The following is a 17,704-nucleotide window of genomic DNA, read 5'->3' as shown; positions in this document are numbered from 1 at the left end:
CTAGAATCCGGCGATTCTCACTTGATGAACATAGTTAAAGGAAGGCTTATGAAAGTGATCGAGGGTGGCTTCCCAGCGCCAAACGCAAAAATTGCTATCGTTATTTCTCGTTTCAACAGTTTTATTAACGAAAGTCTATTGTCTGGTGCAATCGATACTTTAAAGCGTCATGGACAAATCAGCGAAGATAACATCACCGTTGTTCGCTGTCCGGGTGCGGTTGAGCTTCCATTGGTAGCTCAGCGCGTAGCAAAAACAGGCAAGTTTGATGCGATCGTATCACTAGGTACTGTTATTCGTGGCGGGACACCTCACTTTGACTATGTTTGTAGTGAATGTAACAAAGGCCTTGCACAGGTGTCTCTGGAGTACAGTCTTCCAGTGGCGTTTGGTGTATTGACCGTTGATACAATTGACCAAGCAATCGAGCGCGCAGGAACCAAGGCTGGTAATAAAGGTGCAGAGGCTGCACTAAGCGCACTTGAAATGATTAACGTTCTATCTGAAATCGATTCCTAATGGGGGCCAGTGTGAAACCAGCCGCACGTCGTAATGCACGTCGATTCGCTCTACAAGCGATCTACTCATGGCAAATTACTAAAGAGAATGTTGCCACTATTGAAGAGCAGTTCTTATCTGGTGGTAAGTATGATGAAGAAGAGCATCATGCTGCTGAGCCAGCGCTTGTTGCACCAGATACTGACGTTGCATACTTCCGTGACCTGCTAACAGGTGTTGTGCTAAGTCACACAGAGCTAGACAGCAAGATTCGTCCTTACACTGCTCGCCCAATGCAAGATTTGGACATGATGGAGCTGGCTTTGCTTCGTCTTGCTATGTATGAAATGACGCGTCGTGAAGATGTGCCTTACAAAGTGGTAATCAATGAAGCAATCGAACTGGCTAAAGTGTTCGCTGCTGAAGAGAGCCACAAGTTTGTCAACGGTGTGCTAGATAAAGCCGCACCACACGTTCGCAAAAAATAAGCCGAATTGATAGAAAAAGGTCAGCAAATGCTGGCCTTTTTTATGCCTAACGTTACATTGAGTACTATGTCTGGTGAATTTAATTTAATTGAAAAGTATTTCGTTGACCGACAGGCGTCACGTAAAGATGTCCTGCTGGCGGCCGGTGATGATTGCGCCTTAGTTAGAGTACCTGAGGGGTTATCTGTCGCGATCAGCACAGATACGCTGGTGTCAGGGACTCATTTTCTTGAAAATGCCAACCCTGCTTGGGTTGCACATAAAGCATTAGCATCCAACATCAGTGATCTCGCAGCCATGGGTGCGACACCAGCATGGGTGTCATTTGCCCTGACGATGCCTGAACCCGATGAGGCTTGGTTAGCGCCTTTCTGCGACGCATTTTTTGAGCTTGCGGATTATTATGGGGTGCAGTTGATTGGTGGTGACACCACTAAAGGCCCGTTAAGTCTAACGCTTACGGTGCAAGGGTTGGTTGACCCAGATAAAGCACTACGTCGTGATGGGGCTCAAGTGGGCGATTGGGTTTATGTAACGGGTGATTTAGGGGACAGCAAAGCCGGCCTGGATGTCATCCTCAACCCGGAACTGAAGTCTCAGCCTTTTGCTCAGGAATTAGAACAACGCCATTATCTCTCGACGCCTCGCGTTTTGGTTGGTCAAGCACTCCTTAATCTCGCCAGCTCAGCTATCGATATTTCAGATGGTTTGATTTCAGATCTGCAACACATTCTGAAACGTTCTTCTGTTGGGGCAAGCCTTGACGTCTCGCTGTTACCTGTCTCTAATGCTCTTATCCAATTTTCGGGTACTTTAGCTGAAGCTCAGCAATATGCCTTGTCCAGCGGGGAAGAGTACGAACTGTGCTTTACGGTACCTGAGCATAATAAAGGCTCCATCGAGAGTGCTCTTGCGCATTGTGGCGCTAAGATTACCTGCATTGGTCAAATACGACCACAAGGAACGTTTGAGTTGCACCAGCAAGGGCAAGCGTTAGATTGGATGCTGCAAGGCTATGATCACTTTAAATAATTCTAAGTAGTATAATGACAAATCCACTTTCACTTATCTCATTGAAAAACCCTTGGCACCTGCTCGCGACAGGCTTTGGTAGTGGTCTTTCTCCTGTCGTGCCGGGTACGATGGGGACGCTGGCTGCAGTCCCTTTCTACTTCTTTTTGGTTCAATTGCCTTTACCTGTATACATCTTGGCTGTAATTGCCTCTTGCCTGATAGGTATCAAAATATGTCAGGTGACCTCGGACGACATGGGGGTGCACGACCATGGTTCCATCGTATGGGATGAATTCGCCGGCTTTTGGATAACCATGCTGGTGGTGCCATTGTTTCAACTTTCAGCGACGGACTGGAAATGGGTACTGACCGGGTTCGTGCTGTTTCGTTTCTTTGATATGGTTAAGCCATGGCCGATTGGCTGGTTAGATAAGCGTGTCCACGGTGGATTGGGTATTATGCTGGATGATATCGTCGCGGGTATCATGGCTGGTGTTGCGCTTTACTTGGTGGGCAAATACGCAGGCTGGCTCGTCTAGTTTGATGAGGTGGTGAGCAGGTTTCTGGTCTCTCACACGTAAAAGAAAAGGGCTCATGCTCTTACATCGGCCCTTCAAATTGTTTCTATTCTTGAAGCGATTTATTTAAGTTTTTCTAGATCAGCTTCGATCTCTGTGATCTTACTTGAAACGACTTTCTCTAGGTGGCGAAGATCGGAAAGAATCTTCTGCTTCACATCCACTTCAACGAGCTTCTCTGGCTTAGTGAGTTTGTTCAACTCATCGATGACTAGAGTCAGATTGCGGTTGATCTCAGTTACTTCTTTGTACTTATGGCTTCCGCTGTCCACAAGAACGTTTTTAACCTGACGAGGATATTTGAACTTTACGCTTTTAGCGAATAACTCGCCTTTCTGCTTGTGGAAATAGATCTTTAACACATCCTTGTGCGCTTCTTGGCGTAGTGAATAGCGCTCAATCTGTTTAGGATCGTGAATACCTAAACCAGTGAGGTGTGGGAACATAGGCTACCTCTTTGTGTTGATTCAAAATCACCCTGCGCACTTATGAGCAGGGTGTACAAATATTGTTAACATCAATAATGTAGCAGCCTAATCACGTTGTAGATAGCTGATTTTTAGTACACCTTTACAACTTGTGGACAAGATCGCTTACGGTGCCAGCTCGGCCACATTAGCGGTGAGACTTTCTCTAAGTTGTGCTTCTTGCTCTTCAGTTAACTTGCCACCTTGCTCACCGGTGATGATGAACAAATCTTCTGCTCGTTCACCAATGGTGGTGATTTTTGCTGCATGAAGGTGAAGGTCTAAATCCGCAAAAGTCGCCCCGACGGTTGCCAGTAACCCTGGTGTGTCTAAGGCAACAAACTCCATTAAAGTACGCTTTTTGCTCTTTGTTGGTAGGAAATCGACCCGTGTTTTGACTTTAAAGTGCTGAAGATTGCGTGGTACACGACGGGTTTTGATTTTTGTTGGCCTGCCATCTTTCAACACGTGGGCTAGATGTTTAATCACGGCCTTGTGACGGCTTTCATCAACCGCCTGACCGTGTTGGTCCAAGACCATAAAAGTATCGAGTACATAACCATCTTTACTAGTCATAACTTGAGCATCGTGAACGTTAAAATTACGCCTATCCAGCTCGGCCACCACTGTTGCGAATAAGGCGTGTTGGTCACGGCTATAGACAAACACTTCCGTGCCCCCTCGGGTCGCTTTCTTCGAGATTAAGATTAGTGGTTTTGCATGATCTTCATGGCGGAGCAAGTGCATACAGTGCCAAGCGATCTGCTTGTGGGTGTGGCGGAGAAAATAATCCGCTTTGAAACGCTGCCATAGCACTTCAATTTCTCGTGCACTAAATCCTTCTTTGCGTAATAGGGCAGAGGCAAGCTGCTGGTTGTGGCGGATTCGCTCTCTCACATCGACAGGGTTCTCCAGCCCGCGGCGTAATGCTCTTTGCGTGGAGTAGAAGAGCTCTGCCAAAAGGGTCCGTTTCCAGCTGTTCCATAGTTCGGGGTTAGTCGCGCAGATATCGGCCACGGTCAAACACACTAGATACTCAAGGTATTCTTCGTCACGTACCTTTTTGGCAAATTCAGTAATCACCTCTGGATCATAAATATCACGGCGTTGTGCAGTGACTGACATAAGTAGGTGATGTCTTACTAGCCAGGCGACCAATTTGGCTTCAGGTTTTGAGAGACCGTGCTCGATACAAAAGCTGTAAGCTTCCCCTTCACCAATCACTGAGTGGTCACCGCCACGCCCTTTACCGATGTCATGGAAAATAGCCGCAATGATCAACAACTCTTTCTTTTGAATACGTGGGTACACTTCGCAGCAGATAGGGTGCTTGTCGTAATTCTGTGAGTTACCGAAGGTGTTGATGTGTTTGAGTAACCTAACGCTGTGCTCGTCGACGGTGTACACATGGAACAGATCAAACTGCATCTGACCCACAATCTGGCTCCATTGTGGTAAGTAAGCGGCGAGGACACCAAGCTTGTGCATCAAACTGAAAGCCTTGTGCAGAGCGTTCGGGTGGCGACAAAGCTCAATAAACTTTTCTCGTGCCTCTGGAATGGTATGAAGGAACTTGTTCAGTCGGCGACGAGCGGTTCGAAGTTGACGTAGCGTCGGTGGTGCAACCCCTTCAATGCTTGAGTCGTTAGCGATATGAAGGAACATATCGAGAATGGTTTCTGGACGGGCCTGAAATAAAGCTGGCTTGCGAGCTTCTATTAGGTGACCCCGACGCTGAAAATCTTCACTGAGGATCTCAGGTTGACACTCAACCCCATTGTTTAAAATGGCTTGGTCAAACAGTTTAAGCAGCATTTTGTTGAGTTCAGCGACACGTCTGAGCGTACGGTAGAACTCCTTCATCATCATTTCAACGCCGCGATTCCCTTCGCCTTCGAAGCCTAGACAATCTGCGACTTGAGCCTGATGAGCAAAGGTAAGGCGATTGTCGTACCTTTTCAGATGTAAGTGCAGTGCAAAGCGCACTCGCCAGAGATAATCCTGACACTCAACCAGCTCACGATATTCAGCGTCGGTTAGAAAGCCATATTTGCTCATTTCGAGCAAAGACGTCGCACCAAAATGGCGTCTGGCGACCCAGCTCAAGGTATGGATATCTCGCAGACCCCCTGGTGTCGATTTGATATCAGGCTCAAGATTGTATGTGGTGTCATGGTATCTGGCGTGACGGCTTCGCTGTTCCTGAATTTTCGCTTTGTAAAAGGTTTCACTTGGCCAAAACGATTCGGAATGAATTTCCAGTTTTAACTTCTGGAAAGTCTCTTCACAGCCGCACAGCAATCTGGCTTCCTGCAAGTTGGTGGCAACAGTGAGATCGTCGCGACCTATAGCTGCACACTCTTCAACCGTCCGTACTGCATGGCCTATTTCGAGTCTAAGATCCCAGAGTAAGGTAATGAACTCGCTGACTTTATTCGCTAGGTTATCAGGCAAGCTATGGCGAGAAACGATCAAAATATCGATATCTGACAGTGGGTGAAGTTCACCCCGTCCATAACCACCGACCGCAACTAAGCTGATATTAGGCAGGTCGGAAAAGCCAAAGTGTTGCCACAGGCGGTTGAGAAGTAAGTCAATATAATCAGAACGACCTAAAACGAGGTCTGTCACAGGGTGATGTTCGAGAAATTCCTGCTTCTGATAGAGAGCAAATTGCTCCAGTTGAGATTTGAGTTCATTGACTGAGATCTGATCATCTTCGAATGTCAGAGGAGACTGAAAGGGCATACCGCGAGTCCGTGCTAAATATCCATTAGATACCAATCTATCAAAATGGCGCTGATAAAAAAATATCCCCGTGAAACGGGGATATTAAATCAATAAATCAGATTAGACGTTGTTCATTATACGAGGGATAGTGTCGTCGCTGCGTAAAGTCATTACTTCACAGCCCGTCTTGGTTACCAGCAACGTGTGCTCGTATTGCGCTGACTTCTTGCCGTCACCGGTATAGACAGTCCAGTCATCTTCAGCGTCAACTGTGACGCCGAACTTGCCCGCGTTAATCATCGGTTCGATAGTAAAGCACATGCCTTCTTTGAGAACACGGCGATCGTTGTTCTTGTAATGAACAATCTGTGGCTCTTCGTGGAACTCATTACCGATACCATGGCCACAGAAGTCTTTTACAATAGAGAACTTATTACGTGGGTTCTTTTTGTTGTTTTCTTTAATGTACTTTTCAATCGCAGTGCCGATGTCACCGACAGTTGCTCCCGGTTTTACCTTGCGCATCCCCACATACAGTGCTTCTTGCGTGACCATACACAGGCGCTTATCAGCCGGAGACACATCACCGACGAAGAACATCTTAGATGTGTCGCCATGATAACCCTGCGGGCGCACGCTGAGGTCGGCATTTTCATCGTTAGGAACAATGACAGTAATATCAACGTTGATGATGTCTCCGTTTCTCAAAACGGCAGGTTTCGGCTGACCGTTGCTACCCACTTCGTCTTCTGACGCTGGAATACCGTGACACACAATGTGGTTGATTGAAGTACAAATGGATTTAGGGAATCCATGGTAATCAAGAGGTGCAGAGTAAGCGCCTTTTTCGATCCCGTAGTCGTGACAAATCTGATTCAATTCATCTGTCGTTACCCCTTCTTTGATGTGAGGTTCGATCATTTCTAGGATTTCAGCGGCCAGTGCGCCTGCGATTCGCATGCGCTCGATTTCTTCAGCGGTTTTGATCTTGATTGACATCGGCTTTCTCTATTTCATTCAGTGGCACTCTATGGTGCGAATGGGCGCATTCTAGCAGGAACCGTACATAATGAGAATGATTCTTCATGTAGCTCTATACGCAAGTAGGCACTGAGAGAGCCAGTCTGTGCAATGAATAATCGTTTTTTACTAGCCATGAAGGGCAAAAATATGGTATAAAGCGCGCCGGAAATGTGGTCTGTTCTCTCTGTTTGGTGAAACCTCGTGGCGAAGCTGACGACTTCCAATTAACTTATATCTTTAAATCACACACATTCCGTCACATATTCCGGGGTGCTGGGCAGAAGCCTAGTCGGAGTTATGGGGGATGTGGAGGCCTAACCCCATAGAGGATTTTAAAATGGCAACTGTATCAATGCGCGATATGCTTAAAGCTGGTGTTCACTTCGGTCACCAGACTCGTTACTGGAACCCAAAAATGAAGCCATTCATCTTTGGTGCTCGTAACAAAGTTCATATCATCAACCTAGAAAAAACTGTACCAATGTTCAACGACGCTCTAGCTGAGCTAGCTAAAGTTGGCGAAAAGAAAGGTAAAGTTCTATTTGTAGGTACTAAGCGCGCTGCATCTGAAGCTGTTAAAGAAGCTGCTGTTGCAAGCAACCAGTTCTACGTTAACAACCGCTGGTTAGGCGGTATGCTAACAAACTACAAAACTGTTCGTCAGTCTATCAAGCGTCTAAAAGACCTAGAAGCACAGTCTCAAGATGGTACTTTTGACAAGCTAACTAAGAAAGAAGCTCTAATGCGTACTCGCGAAATGGAGAAGCTAGAGAAATCTCTTGGTGGTATCAAAGATATGGGCGGCCTACCAGACGCTCTATTCGTAATCGACGCTGATCACGAACACATCGCAGTTAAAGAAGCAAACAACCTAGGTATCCCAGTTTACGCTGTAGTTGATACTAACTCTAACCCAGATGGCGTTGACTTCGTTATCCCTGGTAACGATGACGCAATCCGTGCGGTACAGCTATACCTAAACGCTGCTGCTTCTGCAGTAACTGAAGGTCGTAACAAAGATGTTGCTGCAGCTGCTGAAAAAGACGGTTTCGTAGAAGCTGAATAATAGCGGCTCCGCGTCACACTTGGTCTATGTGAAATCTAGTTGTCGCATAAACTAAGTTATAGTTATCAGCAGGGGCCGAAAATGTAGGCCCCTGTTTTTTACCAAATCCAGATTTAAACTGAGGAATAGAGAATGGCTGTTACTGCTGCTCTAGTTAAAGAACTGCGCGACCGTACTGGCGCAGGCATGATGGAATGTAAGAAAGCGCTAGTTGAAACTAACGGCGACGTTGAACTAGCAATCGAAAACATGCGTAAATCAGGTGCTGCGAAAGCTGCTAAGAAGGCAGGTAACGTTGCGGCTGAAGGTGCAATCATCATCAAAGAAGACAACGGTGTATCAGTTCTTCTTGAAGTTAACTGCCAAACTGACTTCGTTGCTAAAGATGCTAACTTCACTGCATTCGCAGAGAAAGTTGCAGCAGACGCTCTAGCATCTAAAGCTTCTGTTGAAGAGCTAGTAGCTAAATTCGAAGAAGAGCGTGTTGCTCTTGTTGCTAAGATCGGCGAAAACATCAACATCCGTCGCGTTCAGTACGTTGAGGGTGCTGCAATCGCTTCTTACCGTCACGGTGAGAAAATCGGTGTAGTTGTTGCTGGTGAAGGCGACGCTGAAACTCTTAAGCACGTTGCAATGCACGTAGCTGCTTCTCGTCCAGAGTACGTAAACCCAGAAGACGTACCTGCTGACGTAGTAGAAAAAGAGAAAGCTGTTCAAGTAGAAATCGCTATGAACGAAGGTAAACCAGCTGAAATCGCAGAGAAAATGGTTGTTGGCCGCATGAAGAAATTCACAGGCGAAATCTCTCTGACTGGTCAAGCTTTCGTTATGGAACCTAAGAAGTCTGTAGGCGAAATCCTGAAAGAGCGCGGTGCTTCAGTAGCTACATTCGTTCGCCTAGAAGTAGGTGAAGGTATCGATAAAGGCGAAGAAATGAGCTTCGCTGACGAAGTAGCAGCTGCTCAAAAAGGTTAATCCTTAGAGAAACGCATAAAGTTTAGACCGTAGCCAAGGCTGCGGTCTTTTTACGACTGGCGTCTAAACGATTAGCCGTGATGAATGGGCAAGAATTCAGCGTTTTTCAGAATAGAAAATGCATCTCTTGTCCATCCATGACTGTTAATCAACAACAACTCTCTTTTGGAAGGTAAACTCCATGACTACGAACCCTAAACCAGCGTATCAACGTATTCTGTTAAAACTGAGTGGTGAAGCACTTCAAGGCGAAGAAGGTTTTGGTATTGATCCTGCGATCTTGGATCGTATGGCTCAAGAAGTAAAAGAACTGGTTGAACTGGGTGTTCAGGTCGGTGTGGTTATCGGTGGTGGTAACTTGTTCCGTGGTGCAGGTCTTGCTGAAGCGGGTATGAACCGTGTTGTTGGTGACCACATGGGTATGTTAGCAACAGTAATGAACGGTTTGGCGATGCGTGATGCTTTGCACCGTGCATACGTCAATGCTCGTGTTATGTCTGCAATCCCACTAAAAGGTGTGTGTGACGATTACAACTGGGCAGACGCAATCCGCGAGTTGCGCCAAGGCCGTGTTGTTATCTTCTCAGCAGGTACAGGTAACCCATTTTTCACAACAGATTCTGCTGCATGTCTACGCGGAATTGAGATTGAAGCTGACGTAGTTCTAAAAGCGACAAAAGTTGATGGTGTATTTACGGCTGACCCAGTAGCCAACCCTGACGCAGAGCTGTATGATAACCTGAGCTACGCAGAAGTTCTTGATAAAGAACTAAAAGTGATGGATTTAGCAGCATTTACACTGGCTCGTGACCATAAAATGCCAATCCGCGTATTCAATATGAACAAACCAGGTGCACTACGTCGCGTGGTAATGGGTGAAGCAGAAGGCACTCTGATTAGCACTGCTGAATAATTCATTCAACCGCAGCGTGACTAATTCATGCTGCGGCATTGCCTTTTGAAGAATCCTGATTAGGCTTTCTTCTGAAAAGAATTACACATTAAGGTGATATTGTGATTAACGAAATCAAACAAGACGCTCAAGAGCGCATGGAAAAAAGCGTAGAAGCGCTAAAGAACAACCTTTCTAAAGTACGTACAGGTCGTGCTCATCCAAGCCTACTTTCTGGTATCTCGGTAGAGTACTACGGTGCGCCGACTCCTCTAAACCAGGTAGCAAACGTAGTAGCAGAAGATGCTCGTACACTAGCAATCACAGTATTCGATAAAGAGCTAACGCCAAAAGTTGAGAAAGCGATCATGATGTCTGACCTAGGCCTGAACCCTATGTCCGCAGGTACTATCATCCGCGTTCCACTTCCACCGTTAACGGAAGAGCGTCGTAAAGATCTCGTGAAAATCGTTCGTGGCGAAGCTGAAGGTGGTCGTGTGGCTATCCGTAATATCCGTCGCGATGCGAACGGTGAACTAAAAGCGCTATTGAAAGACAAAGAAATCTCTGAAGATGAAGATCGTAAAGGTCAGGACGAGATCCAGAAAATCACTGATGCAGCTGTTAAGCAAGTCGATGAAGTATTAGCGGCAAAAGAAAAAGAGTTGATGGAAGTTTAATTCCATCTAGACTCTGGATACAGAGAACGCTGTGCTCGCAGCACAGCGTTTTTTTATGCTACTCTTTGTCCCCTGCTGGTAATCATAAATCCTTGTATGCAAAACTCTCAACTCTCACCAGAATCACTTCCTAAACATATTGCAATCATCATGGACGGCAATGGCCGCTGGGCGAAAGCACAAGGCAAACCGCGTGTATTTGGCCATAAAAATGGTGTTGCAGCCGTCAGAAAGGCGATCTCTACCTCTGCCAAGCTAGGCATTAAAGCCATTACTTTATTCGCTTTCAGTAGTGAAAATTGGCGTCGTCCAGAAGAAGAAGTGGGCGTCTTGATGGAGCTATTTATTACTGTTTTGTCGACAGAAGTAAAAAAGCTGCACAAAAACAACCTACGTTTGCGTGTGATTGGTGACACAAGTCGATTCAATGAGCGTTTGCAAAAGAAAATTGCCCAGGCTGAAGCATTAACGGCGGATAACAGCGGGATGGTCATCAATATTGCGGCCAACTACGGTGGCAAGTGGGATATTGTTGAAGCAACTAAAGTCATCGCACAAAAGGTATCAAAAGGTGAGCTCAGTGCTGATGAGATTGATGAAGCGCTAATCACACAACACCTGACGATGTCAGATTTACCTGAAGTTGATTTGCTGATTCGAACCAGTGGTGAATGCCGAATCAGTAACTTTATGCTGTGGCAAATGGCTTACGCTGAGATGTATTTTACGCCAATTTACTGGCCAGAGTTCGATGAAAACAGCTTGATTGAAGCAGTGACTTGGTTTGTTAATCGAGAGAGACGATTCGGTTGTACCGGTGAACAAATCAAGGCATTGATGGAAAGCGATTAAAGGAATCAAGTTTGAAACAAAGAATTATAACCGCGCTTATCCTTGCTCCATTAGTGATACTCGGCATTTTTGAGCTATCGCTTCCCTTGTTCATGCTCGCGATTGCAGTCGTGACAGTGATTGGGTATTGGGAATGGACTCAGTTTGTTGATTATAAAACACGTCTTACCGCGTTAATCCCTGGCCTTTTAGTCAGTGTTGCGACACTGACCCTGCTTCCTTTTGATGCACTTAGCTTAAATGCGGTGACTGAAGGCCATTTAGCGGTACTTCTTGCGGGTGGCGTCTGGTGGTTGGCTTCCAGCAGTTTAGCCATCACTTACCCTAACTCAGCCAAATTCTGGCAGCACTCCAACGTGCTTCGTCACCTGTTTGGTATTTTGACCTTGCTACCTTTTTTCTGGAGTGTTTTATTGCTTAGAGCGGAAGGCATCAATCAAGATACTTATCACGGGGCTAAACTTGTTCTGTTTGTATGCTTTATTGTCTGGGCAGCGGACAGCGGTGCCTACTTTGCCGGAAAGAGCTTTGGTAAGCGAAAAATGGCCCCTCATGTCAGCCCGAATAAAACAATTGAAGGTTTGATTGGTGGCATTGTTACTGCGATTGCTGTTGGCTGGGCAACGGCGAATTGGTTTGAAATTGAGTTCAGCAGCCCCGTGGCAATGGTGATGATTACGTTAGTAACCGTAGTGATATCTGTTCTGGGAGATTTAGTTGAAAGCATGTTCAAGCGTGTGTCTGGTATCAAAGATAGCAGCAACATCATTCCAGGCCACGGCGGTGTACTGGACCGAATTGACAGCCTGACAGCTGCGTTTCCGGTCTTTGCTCTTCTATACTTCATATTCTAATTTATAAGGCAGGCTAGAGCCTGCCGTTATACTCTCATTGGTTTCTAGCTATGCGTAAGCTGACAATTTTAGGTGCAACCGGTTCGATAGGTGACAGCACGTTTAAAGTTATTGAACAGAATCCTCAGCACTTCTCGATTGTGGCTCTGGCTGCGGGTAATAATGTCGATAAAATGCGCCAACTTTGTCAGAAATGGCAGCCTAAATATGCAGTGATGGCCAGCGATAGTGCCGCGATGACACTGAAAACGCAGTTGCAAGAACTCAAAGTTTCAACGCAAGTGTTAGCGGGTCAGGAAGCCATGTGTCATGTTTCTTCGTTTGACGAAGTTGATACCGTGATGGCAGCGATTGTTGGTGCGGCAGGCTTGCTACCGACAATGGCGGCAGTCAAAGCAGGCAAGCGCATCTTACTGGCTAACAAAGAAGCTTTAGTCATGTCAGGGCAGCTATTTATCGACACGGTGAAAGCCCACGGTGCTGAACTGATGCCTGTAGATAGTGAACACAATGCGATATTCCAATGTTTGCCAGAGTCTATTCAGACCAATCTAGGCGGTTGTGATTTAGGTGAGCACGGCATCCAACATATTTTGTTGACTGGTTCCGGTGGCCCTTTCCGTTACAGCGATATCAGTACGTTGCCAGCTGTCACACCTGAGCAAGCCATTGCCCATCCAAACTGGTCGATGGGACCAAAAATTTCGGTCGACTCTGCTACCATGATGAACAAAGGTTTGGAGTATATTGAAGCTAAATGGCTGTTTAACACATGCCGAGAGCAGCTCAAAGTTTTGATTCATCCTCAATCCGTCATCCATTCTATGGTTCAATACAAAGATGGTTCGGTACTGGCACAAATGGGTGAGCCCGATATGGCGACGCCGATTGCGCTAACACTCTCTTATCCAGAACGTGTGTCTGCGGGCGTTAAACCCCTAGATTTCACCACCGTGGGTGAATTGACTTTCTTAGAGCCCGACTTTAAACGTTACCCTTGTCTGAAATTGGCCATTGAGGCTTGTTATGAAGGGCAGCATGCGACTACTGCACTAAATGCGGCAAACGAAGTGGCGGTCGAGCATTTCCTTTCACGCCAGCTCAAATTCACTGACATTGCTGTTGTCAACGAGCGAGTAGTGGAGCAAGTTTGCTCTAACAATAATCATTCAGTTTGTGATAGCTTGGAAAGCATCTTAGAGCTGGATAAAATGGCGCGAGCGTTGGCCGTCGAAATCATTGAAGAGCGTGCATTATGACTGGGATATTGTGGAATTTCGCATCATTTATCATTGCGTTAGGTATTTTAGTTGCCGTGCATGAATATGGCCATTTCTGGGTTGCGCGCCGTTGTGGTGTCAAAGTCGAAAAGTTCTCGATTGGTTTCGGTAAATCAATCTGGAGCAAAATAGGTAAAGATGGCACTGAATACAGTATTTCAATCATTCCATTAGGTGGCTACGTCAAGATGCTCGACGGACGCGTAGATGACGTACCTGAAGAGCAGAAAAAGGACGCTTTTGATACGCAACCTTTATGGAAGCGAACTTTGATAGTAGCGGCAGGGCCTGCATTTAACTTTTTCTTTGCTGTATTTGCTTACTGGCTGGTATTCATGATAGGTGTACCAGCGGTTAAGCCAGTGGTTGGCCAGGTAGAGCCTCATTCCATCGCTGCTGAAGCAGGTTTAGAATCCGGAATGGAACTAAAAGCCGTCTCTGGCGTCCAAACTCCGGACTGGGAATCCGTCAATATGGGATTGATTAGCCATATTGGTGATGAGCGATTAACGATGACAGTGGCACCCGCTGATGGTGTGGGTGTTGAAGAAGTTAGAACGTTTGACTTAACCAATTGGAACTTTGACCCAGAACACGAGTCTGCTATGTCAGCATTGGGTTTTAAACCTTTTACTCCTGAAATCTCAACCACACTGGTGACGATTTCTGAAGGAGGTGCTGGTGAGGCGGCAGGCTTACAAGCTGGAGATACATTGCTCGTGGCTAATGGTCAACCGATCACCAATTGGCAGCAAGTAGTTGAGCTGATTCAAGGGCACCCGAATCAAGCCATTGACTTGCAGATTGAGCGTGCTGGTGAGGTACAAAACCTCATCCTAACTCCTGATAGTCGTGAACTTGCGGATAAGCGAACGATTGGATTTGCCGGAATCGCTCCTGAAGTCGCAGAATGGCCGGAAAATTATCGCTTCGAGATCCAATTTGGTGTATTTGAATCAGTCGGAAAAGCGATTGAGAAAACCGGACAAATTATCGATCTAACGATCAGCATGCTTAAAAAGCTGATCGTTGGTGACGTTGGATTAAATAACCTAAGTGGACCTATTTCAATTGCGAAAGGAGCAGGGACGACCGCCGACTACGGGCTGGTATATTTCCTAGGTTTCTTAGCGTTAATTAGTGTCAACTTAGGCATCATTAACCTTGTACCATTACCTATGTTGGATGGTGGACACTTATTGTTTTTTGCTATTGAAGCAGTGATCAGACGACCAGTTCCTGAGCGCATTCAGGAAATGGGGTACCGCATTGGTGGGGCAATTATTTTCTCTCTGATGGCAGTGGCGATATTTAATGATTTTGCTCGTCTGTAACAGGGCAAAGGTTGTAGTAAGGAATAACTAAAACAAATATGGCGATGAAAAAAATTCTATTTGCAACGCTATTGGCAACGAGCGTAACTGCAAATGGTGCCGAGAACTTTGTTGTTGAAGACATACAGATTGACGGTTTACAGCGTGTCGCACTGGGTGCGGCATTGTTAAAAATGCCGGTACGCATCGGTGATACTGTTGATAACCAAGATGTGTCTGAGATCATTAAAGCGTTATACGCGTCAGGCAACTTTGAAGACATCAAAGTGCTGCGAGATGGTAACCAGCTATTGGTGCAGGTCAAAGAGCGTCCTACGATAGCTAACATCTCCTTTTCTGGCAACAAGGCTATCAAAGAAGAGCAATTACAACAGAACCTGGATGCATCTGGTGTGCGTGTGGGCGAAGCTCTGGATCGCACAACGCTATCGAACATTGAAAAAGGACTCGAAGACTTTTACTACAGTGTTGGTAAGTACAATGCGACGGTGAAAGCGGTCGTCACTCCTTTGCCTCGTAACCGCTCGGATCTGAAATTTGTTTTCTCTGAGGGGGTGTCGGCAAAAATCCAGCAGATTAACTTTATTGGTAATGAAGTCTTTACCGATGAAGAGTTACTAAGTCGCTTCAACCTGAATGTAGATGTCGCTTGGTGGAATTTCCTGTCTGATGATAAATATCAGAAGCAGGTTTTAGCGGGTGACATCGAGGCTCTCAAGTCTTATTACCTAGATCGTGGTTATCTCAAATTTAAAGTCGATTCAACGCAGGTAGCGATCTCCCCAGATAAGAAAGGGGTCTACATTACTCTTGCGGTGAATGAAGGCTTACCTTACACGGTGAAAGACGTGAAGTTCCGTGGCGAGCTGATTGGCAAAGAAGCGGAGTTTGAAGCTCTGGTTCCGTTTGAAAGGGGGGACGTCTATAACGGTTCCCAAGTAACAAGTTTAGAAGAAAACGTGAAACGTGTTCTTGGTGAAGCTGGTTACGCGTACCCTCAGGTTCGCACTATTCCAGAATTTGATGATGAGACTCAACAGGTCTCTCTCGTGGTTAACGTTGAAGCAGGTAAGCGTATCTACGTGCGCGATATCCGTTTTGTCGGTAACAATGCCACCAAAGATGAAGTTTTGCGTCGTGAAATGCGTCAGATGGAAGGCAGCTGGCTTAACTCAAAATCGATTGAAACCGGTAAGAATCGCCTGAATCGTCTAGGGTACTTTGAAACAGTAGACGTCCAAACTGTTCGTGTACCAGGTAGCGAAGACCAAGTTGATCTGGTCTATAACGTTAAAGAAGCGAACTCAGGCAGCGTCAACTTTGGTATCGGCTACGGTACAGAGTCTGGCGTGAGTTTCCAGGTTGGCTTACAACAAGATAATTTCTTAGGTTCAGGTAATCGCGTAGGCGTCAGCGCAATGATGAACGACTACCAGAAAAATGTGAGCCTTGATTATCGCGATCCGTACTGGAACCTTGATGGTGTTAGCTTAGGCGGTAAGATTTTCTACAACACTTTTGAAGCTTCTGAAGCAGGTATCGTTGACTATACCAATGAAAGTTACGGAACCAGTTTGACATGGGGTTTCCCGGTTAACGAGCTGAACAGTTTAGAGTTTGGTATCGGCTATACGCACAATAAGATTGGTAACGTCCCAACTTACGATCAGGCGCAATTATTTGCTCAGAGTATTGGCCAACCTGAAGGCGATATCATTACCAACGATTTTGATTTGAATATCTCTTGGACGCGCAACAACCTGAACCGTGGTTTCTTCCCAACTGCCGGTAACTATCAGCGTGCATTTGCCAAAGCAACCATTCCAAGCTCGGACGCGCAGTACTTCAAAGTTCAGTATGACGTGCGTCAGTACGTGCCAATCACTAAGAAGCACGAGTTTACTCTCTTGATGCGTGGTCGTTTAGGTTACGGTAACGGTTATGGTCAAACAGACGGTAACGATAACCTGTTCCCATTCTATGAAAACTACTACGCGGGTGGTTTTACTTCATTACGCGGTTTCCGCTCTAACTCAGCCGGTCCTAAAGCGGTGTATACCACCAATAATGGCAGCTGTGGTAACAACGGCTGTGTGAATGCTACCGATGATTCTGTGGGTGGTAACGCGATTGCGCTGGCGAGCATGGAGCTTATTGTACCGACGCCATTTGCTTCGGATGAAGCGCGTAGTCAGATTCGCACCAGTTTATTTGTCGATGCGGCGAGTGTCTGGGATACAGAGTTTGCTTATAACTCAGCCTATCAAGGTACGCAGTACTACGAAGATTACTCTGATCCAACCAATTACCGTGCATCTTATGGTGCAGCACTGCAATGGATGTCTCCAATGGGGCCATTGGTCTTCTCTATTGCGAAACCAATCAAAATTTATGAAGGTGACGACGAAGAATTCTTCACTTTCACTATCGGCAGAACCTTCTAAATACAGAGGAATTTACAGTGAACAAAATGATTAAAGCGGCTGGTCTTAGCCTTGTTGTAATGTCGTCTTCATTCTTTGCTAATGCAGCAGAAGCCGCGCAGAAAATTGGCTATATCAATACAGCTCAAGTTTTCCAAGCACTTCCTCAACGTGAAGTCGTACTGCAAAAAATGCAGGAAGAGTTCAAAGATAAAGCCGATGAACTGAAATCTATTCAGGCTGAAGCTAAAACAAAAATTGAAAAGTTGCAGCGTGATGGCGAGTTGCTAGGCCAAGAAGAAGTTGAAAAGCTACGTGTTGAAGTTGCTCAACTTGACAGCAAATACAAAATCAAAGCTCAGGCTCTAGAAAAAGCTTCAGCTCGTCGCGAAGCACAAGAAAAACAGAAACTGTTCAAAGTAATTCAGGACGCTGTTAAGAAAGTGGCAGAGAAAGAAGGCTACGACATCGTTGTCGATATTCAGACAATGCAATATGGTAAGCCAGAATACAATATCTCTGAACAAGTTATTAACTCACTGAAATAATT

Annotated in this window: 17 protein-coding genes; 14 read left to right on the top strand and 3 right to left on the bottom strand. The window is 45.9% G+C overall.

Annotated elements, in window-relative coordinates; translation table 11 throughout:
* Positions 1-48 precede the first annotated feature (48 nt).
* From ribE to pgpA, 4 genes are all read left to right on the top strand, one after another.
* On the top strand, positions 49-519 hold the full coding sequence (gene ribE, locus QMA41_RS13995) for a 6,7-dimethyl-8-ribityllumazine synthase (protein ID WP_006957919.1): 471 nt from the start codon (positions 49-51) through the stop codon (positions 517-519).
* The gene (gene nusB, locus QMA41_RS13990; protein ID WP_006957918.1) at positions 519-986 is read left to right on the top strand and encodes a transcription antitermination factor NusB; all 468 of its coding nucleotides are present in this window, start codon (positions 519-521) and stop codon (positions 984-986) included. Before ribE ends, nusB begins: the two co-directional genes overlap by 1 nt.
* A gap of 66 nt (positions 987-1,052) precedes the next feature.
* Positions 1,053-2,018, top strand: coding sequence for a thiamine-phosphate kinase (gene thiL, locus QMA41_RS13985; protein WP_281630096.1), 966 nt, complete (start codon positions 1,053-1,055; stop codon positions 2,016-2,018).
* Positions 2,019-2,032: 14 nt separating this feature from the next.
* Entirely contained in the window at positions 2,033-2,539 is a 507-nt protein-coding gene (pgpA, locus tag QMA41_RS13980; RefSeq protein ID WP_172849385.1) for a phosphatidylglycerophosphatase A, read from the top strand.
* 101 nt (positions 2,540-2,640) lie between these two features.
* Here pgpA and QMA41_RS13975 read toward each other — a convergent pair whose 3' ends face one another.
* The 3 genes from QMA41_RS13975 to map form a co-directional block, all read right to left on the bottom strand.
* Positions 2,641-3,024 (bottom strand): DUF3461 family protein, encoded by a 384-nt coding sequence (locus QMA41_RS13975; protein ID WP_006957915.1) that lies wholly within the window; start codon positions 3,022-3,024, stop codon positions 2,641-2,643.
* A gap of 147 nt (positions 3,025-3,171) precedes the next feature.
* Complete coding sequence (gene glnD, locus QMA41_RS13970) at positions 3,172-5,793, bottom strand: bifunctional uridylyltransferase/uridylyl-removing protein GlnD (RefSeq protein ID WP_281629982.1); 2,622 nt, start codon at positions 5,791-5,793, stop codon at positions 3,172-3,174.
* 102 nt (positions 5,794-5,895) lie between these two features.
* Positions 5,896-6,774: a type I methionyl aminopeptidase gene (gene map, locus QMA41_RS13965; protein ID WP_038160730.1), complete on the bottom strand. Its 879-nt coding sequence runs from the start codon at positions 6,772-6,774 to the stop codon at positions 5,896-5,898.
* Positions 6,775-7,135: 361 nt separating this feature from the next.
* On the opposite strand from map, the gene rpsB reads away from it, so the two are divergent.
* From rpsB to QMA41_RS13915, 10 genes are all read left to right on the top strand, one after another.
* Positions 7,136-7,864, top strand: a complete 729-nt coding sequence (gene rpsB / locus QMA41_RS13960) for a 30S ribosomal protein S2 (RefSeq protein ID WP_006957912.1) — start codon at positions 7,136-7,138, stop codon at positions 7,862-7,864.
* Positions 7,865-7,996: 132 nt separating this feature from the next.
* A complete protein-coding gene (gene tsf / locus QMA41_RS13955) occupies positions 7,997-8,839 on the top strand; it encodes a translation elongation factor Ts (RefSeq protein WP_006957911.1) in 843 nt (280 codons plus the stop codon).
* Positions 8,840-9,020: 181 nt separating this feature from the next.
* Positions 9,021-9,752, top strand: coding sequence for a UMP kinase (pyrH, locus tag QMA41_RS13950; RefSeq protein WP_006957910.1), 732 nt, complete (start codon positions 9,021-9,023; stop codon positions 9,750-9,752).
* A 101-nt stretch (positions 9,753-9,853) separates the two neighbouring features.
* Entirely contained in the window at positions 9,854-10,411 is a 558-nt protein-coding gene (gene frr / locus QMA41_RS13945; protein ID WP_019276443.1) for a ribosome recycling factor, read from the top strand.
* A gap of 96 nt (positions 10,412-10,507) precedes the next feature.
* Positions 10,508-11,263 carry an isoprenyl transferase gene (locus tag QMA41_RS13940; protein ID WP_021456401.1) on the top strand — a complete coding sequence of 252 codons (756 nt, stop codon included), beginning with the start codon at positions 10,508-10,510 and terminating at the stop codon, positions 11,261-11,263.
* A gap of 11 nt (positions 11,264-11,274) precedes the next feature.
* Positions 11,275-12,117, top strand: coding sequence for a phosphatidate cytidylyltransferase (locus QMA41_RS13935; RefSeq protein ID WP_095571846.1), 843 nt, complete (start codon positions 11,275-11,277; stop codon positions 12,115-12,117).
* 50 nt (positions 12,118-12,167) lie between these two features.
* On the top strand, positions 12,168-13,376 hold the full coding sequence (gene ispC, locus QMA41_RS13930) for a 1-deoxy-D-xylulose-5-phosphate reductoisomerase (protein WP_281629981.1): 1,209 nt from the start codon (positions 12,168-12,170) through the stop codon (positions 13,374-13,376).
* Positions 13,373-14,731 (top strand): sigma E protease regulator RseP, encoded by a 1,359-nt coding sequence (rseP, locus tag QMA41_RS13925; protein WP_281629980.1) that lies wholly within the window; start codon positions 13,373-13,375, stop codon positions 14,729-14,731. Before ispC ends, rseP begins: the two co-directional genes overlap by 4 nt.
* 38 nt (positions 14,732-14,769) lie before the next feature.
* Positions 14,770-17,175, top strand: coding sequence for an outer membrane protein assembly factor BamA (bamA, locus tag QMA41_RS13920; protein ID WP_281629979.1), 2,406 nt, complete (start codon positions 14,770-14,772; stop codon positions 17,173-17,175).
* A gap of 26 nt (positions 17,176-17,201) precedes the next feature.
* Entirely contained in the window at positions 17,202-17,702 is a 501-nt protein-coding gene (locus QMA41_RS13915; protein ID WP_029236186.1) for an OmpH family outer membrane protein, read from the top strand.
* Positions 17,703-17,704: the final 2 nt, after the last annotated feature.

It is taken from the genome of Vibrio sp. St2, assembly GCF_947311885.1.
In the GTDB taxonomy this organism is placed as follows: domain Bacteria; phylum Pseudomonadota; class Gammaproteobacteria; order Enterobacterales; family Vibrionaceae; genus Vibrio; species Vibrio coralliilyticus.
The sequence above is the reverse complement of the archived record's forward strand: the minus strand, read 5'-3'. Positions and strand labels throughout refer to the sequence as shown.

Coding starts and splice junctions, on each gene's coding strand:
- glnD (WP_281629982.1), bottom strand. CDS start 5,793: ATGCCCTTTCAGTCTCCTCTGACATTCGAAGATGATCAGATCTCAGTC.
- ribE (WP_006957919.1), top strand. CDS start 49: ATGAAAGTGATCGAGGGTGGCTTCCCAGCGCCAAACGCAAAAATTGCT.
- tsf (WP_006957911.1), top strand. CDS start 7,997: ATGGCTGTTACTGCTGCTCTAGTTAAAGAACTGCGCGACCGTACTGGC.
- pyrH (WP_006957910.1), top strand. CDS start 9,021: ATGACTACGAACCCTAAACCAGCGTATCAACGTATTCTGTTAAAACTG.
- QMA41_RS13940 (WP_021456401.1), top strand. CDS start 10,508: ATGCAAAACTCTCAACTCTCACCAGAATCACTTCCTAAACATATTGCA.
- rseP (WP_281629980.1), top strand. CDS start 13,373: ATGACTGGGATATTGTGGAATTTCGCATCATTTATCATTGCGTTAGGT.
- QMA41_RS13975 (WP_006957915.1), bottom strand. CDS start 3,024: ATGTTCCCACACCTCACTGGTTTAGGTATTCACGATCCTAAACAGATT.
- map (WP_038160730.1), bottom strand. CDS start 6,774: ATGTCAATCAAGATCAAAACCGCTGAAGAAATCGAGCGCATGCGAATC.
- pgpA (WP_172849385.1), top strand. CDS start 2,033: ATGACAAATCCACTTTCACTTATCTCATTGAAAAACCCTTGGCACCTG.
- bamA (WP_281629979.1), top strand. CDS start 14,770: ATGGCGATGAAAAAAATTCTATTTGCAACGCTATTGGCAACGAGCGTA.
- nusB (WP_006957918.1), top strand. CDS start 519: ATGGGGGCCAGTGTGAAACCAGCCGCACGTCGTAATGCACGTCGATTC.
- QMA41_RS13915 (WP_029236186.1), top strand. CDS start 17,202: ATGATTAAAGCGGCTGGTCTTAGCCTTGTTGTAATGTCGTCTTCATTC.
- thiL (WP_281630096.1), top strand. CDS start 1,053: ATGTCTGGTGAATTTAATTTAATTGAAAAGTATTTCGTTGACCGACAG.
- rpsB (WP_006957912.1), top strand. CDS start 7,136: ATGGCAACTGTATCAATGCGCGATATGCTTAAAGCTGGTGTTCACTTC.
- ispC (WP_281629981.1), top strand. CDS start 12,168: ATGCGTAAGCTGACAATTTTAGGTGCAACCGGTTCGATAGGTGACAGC.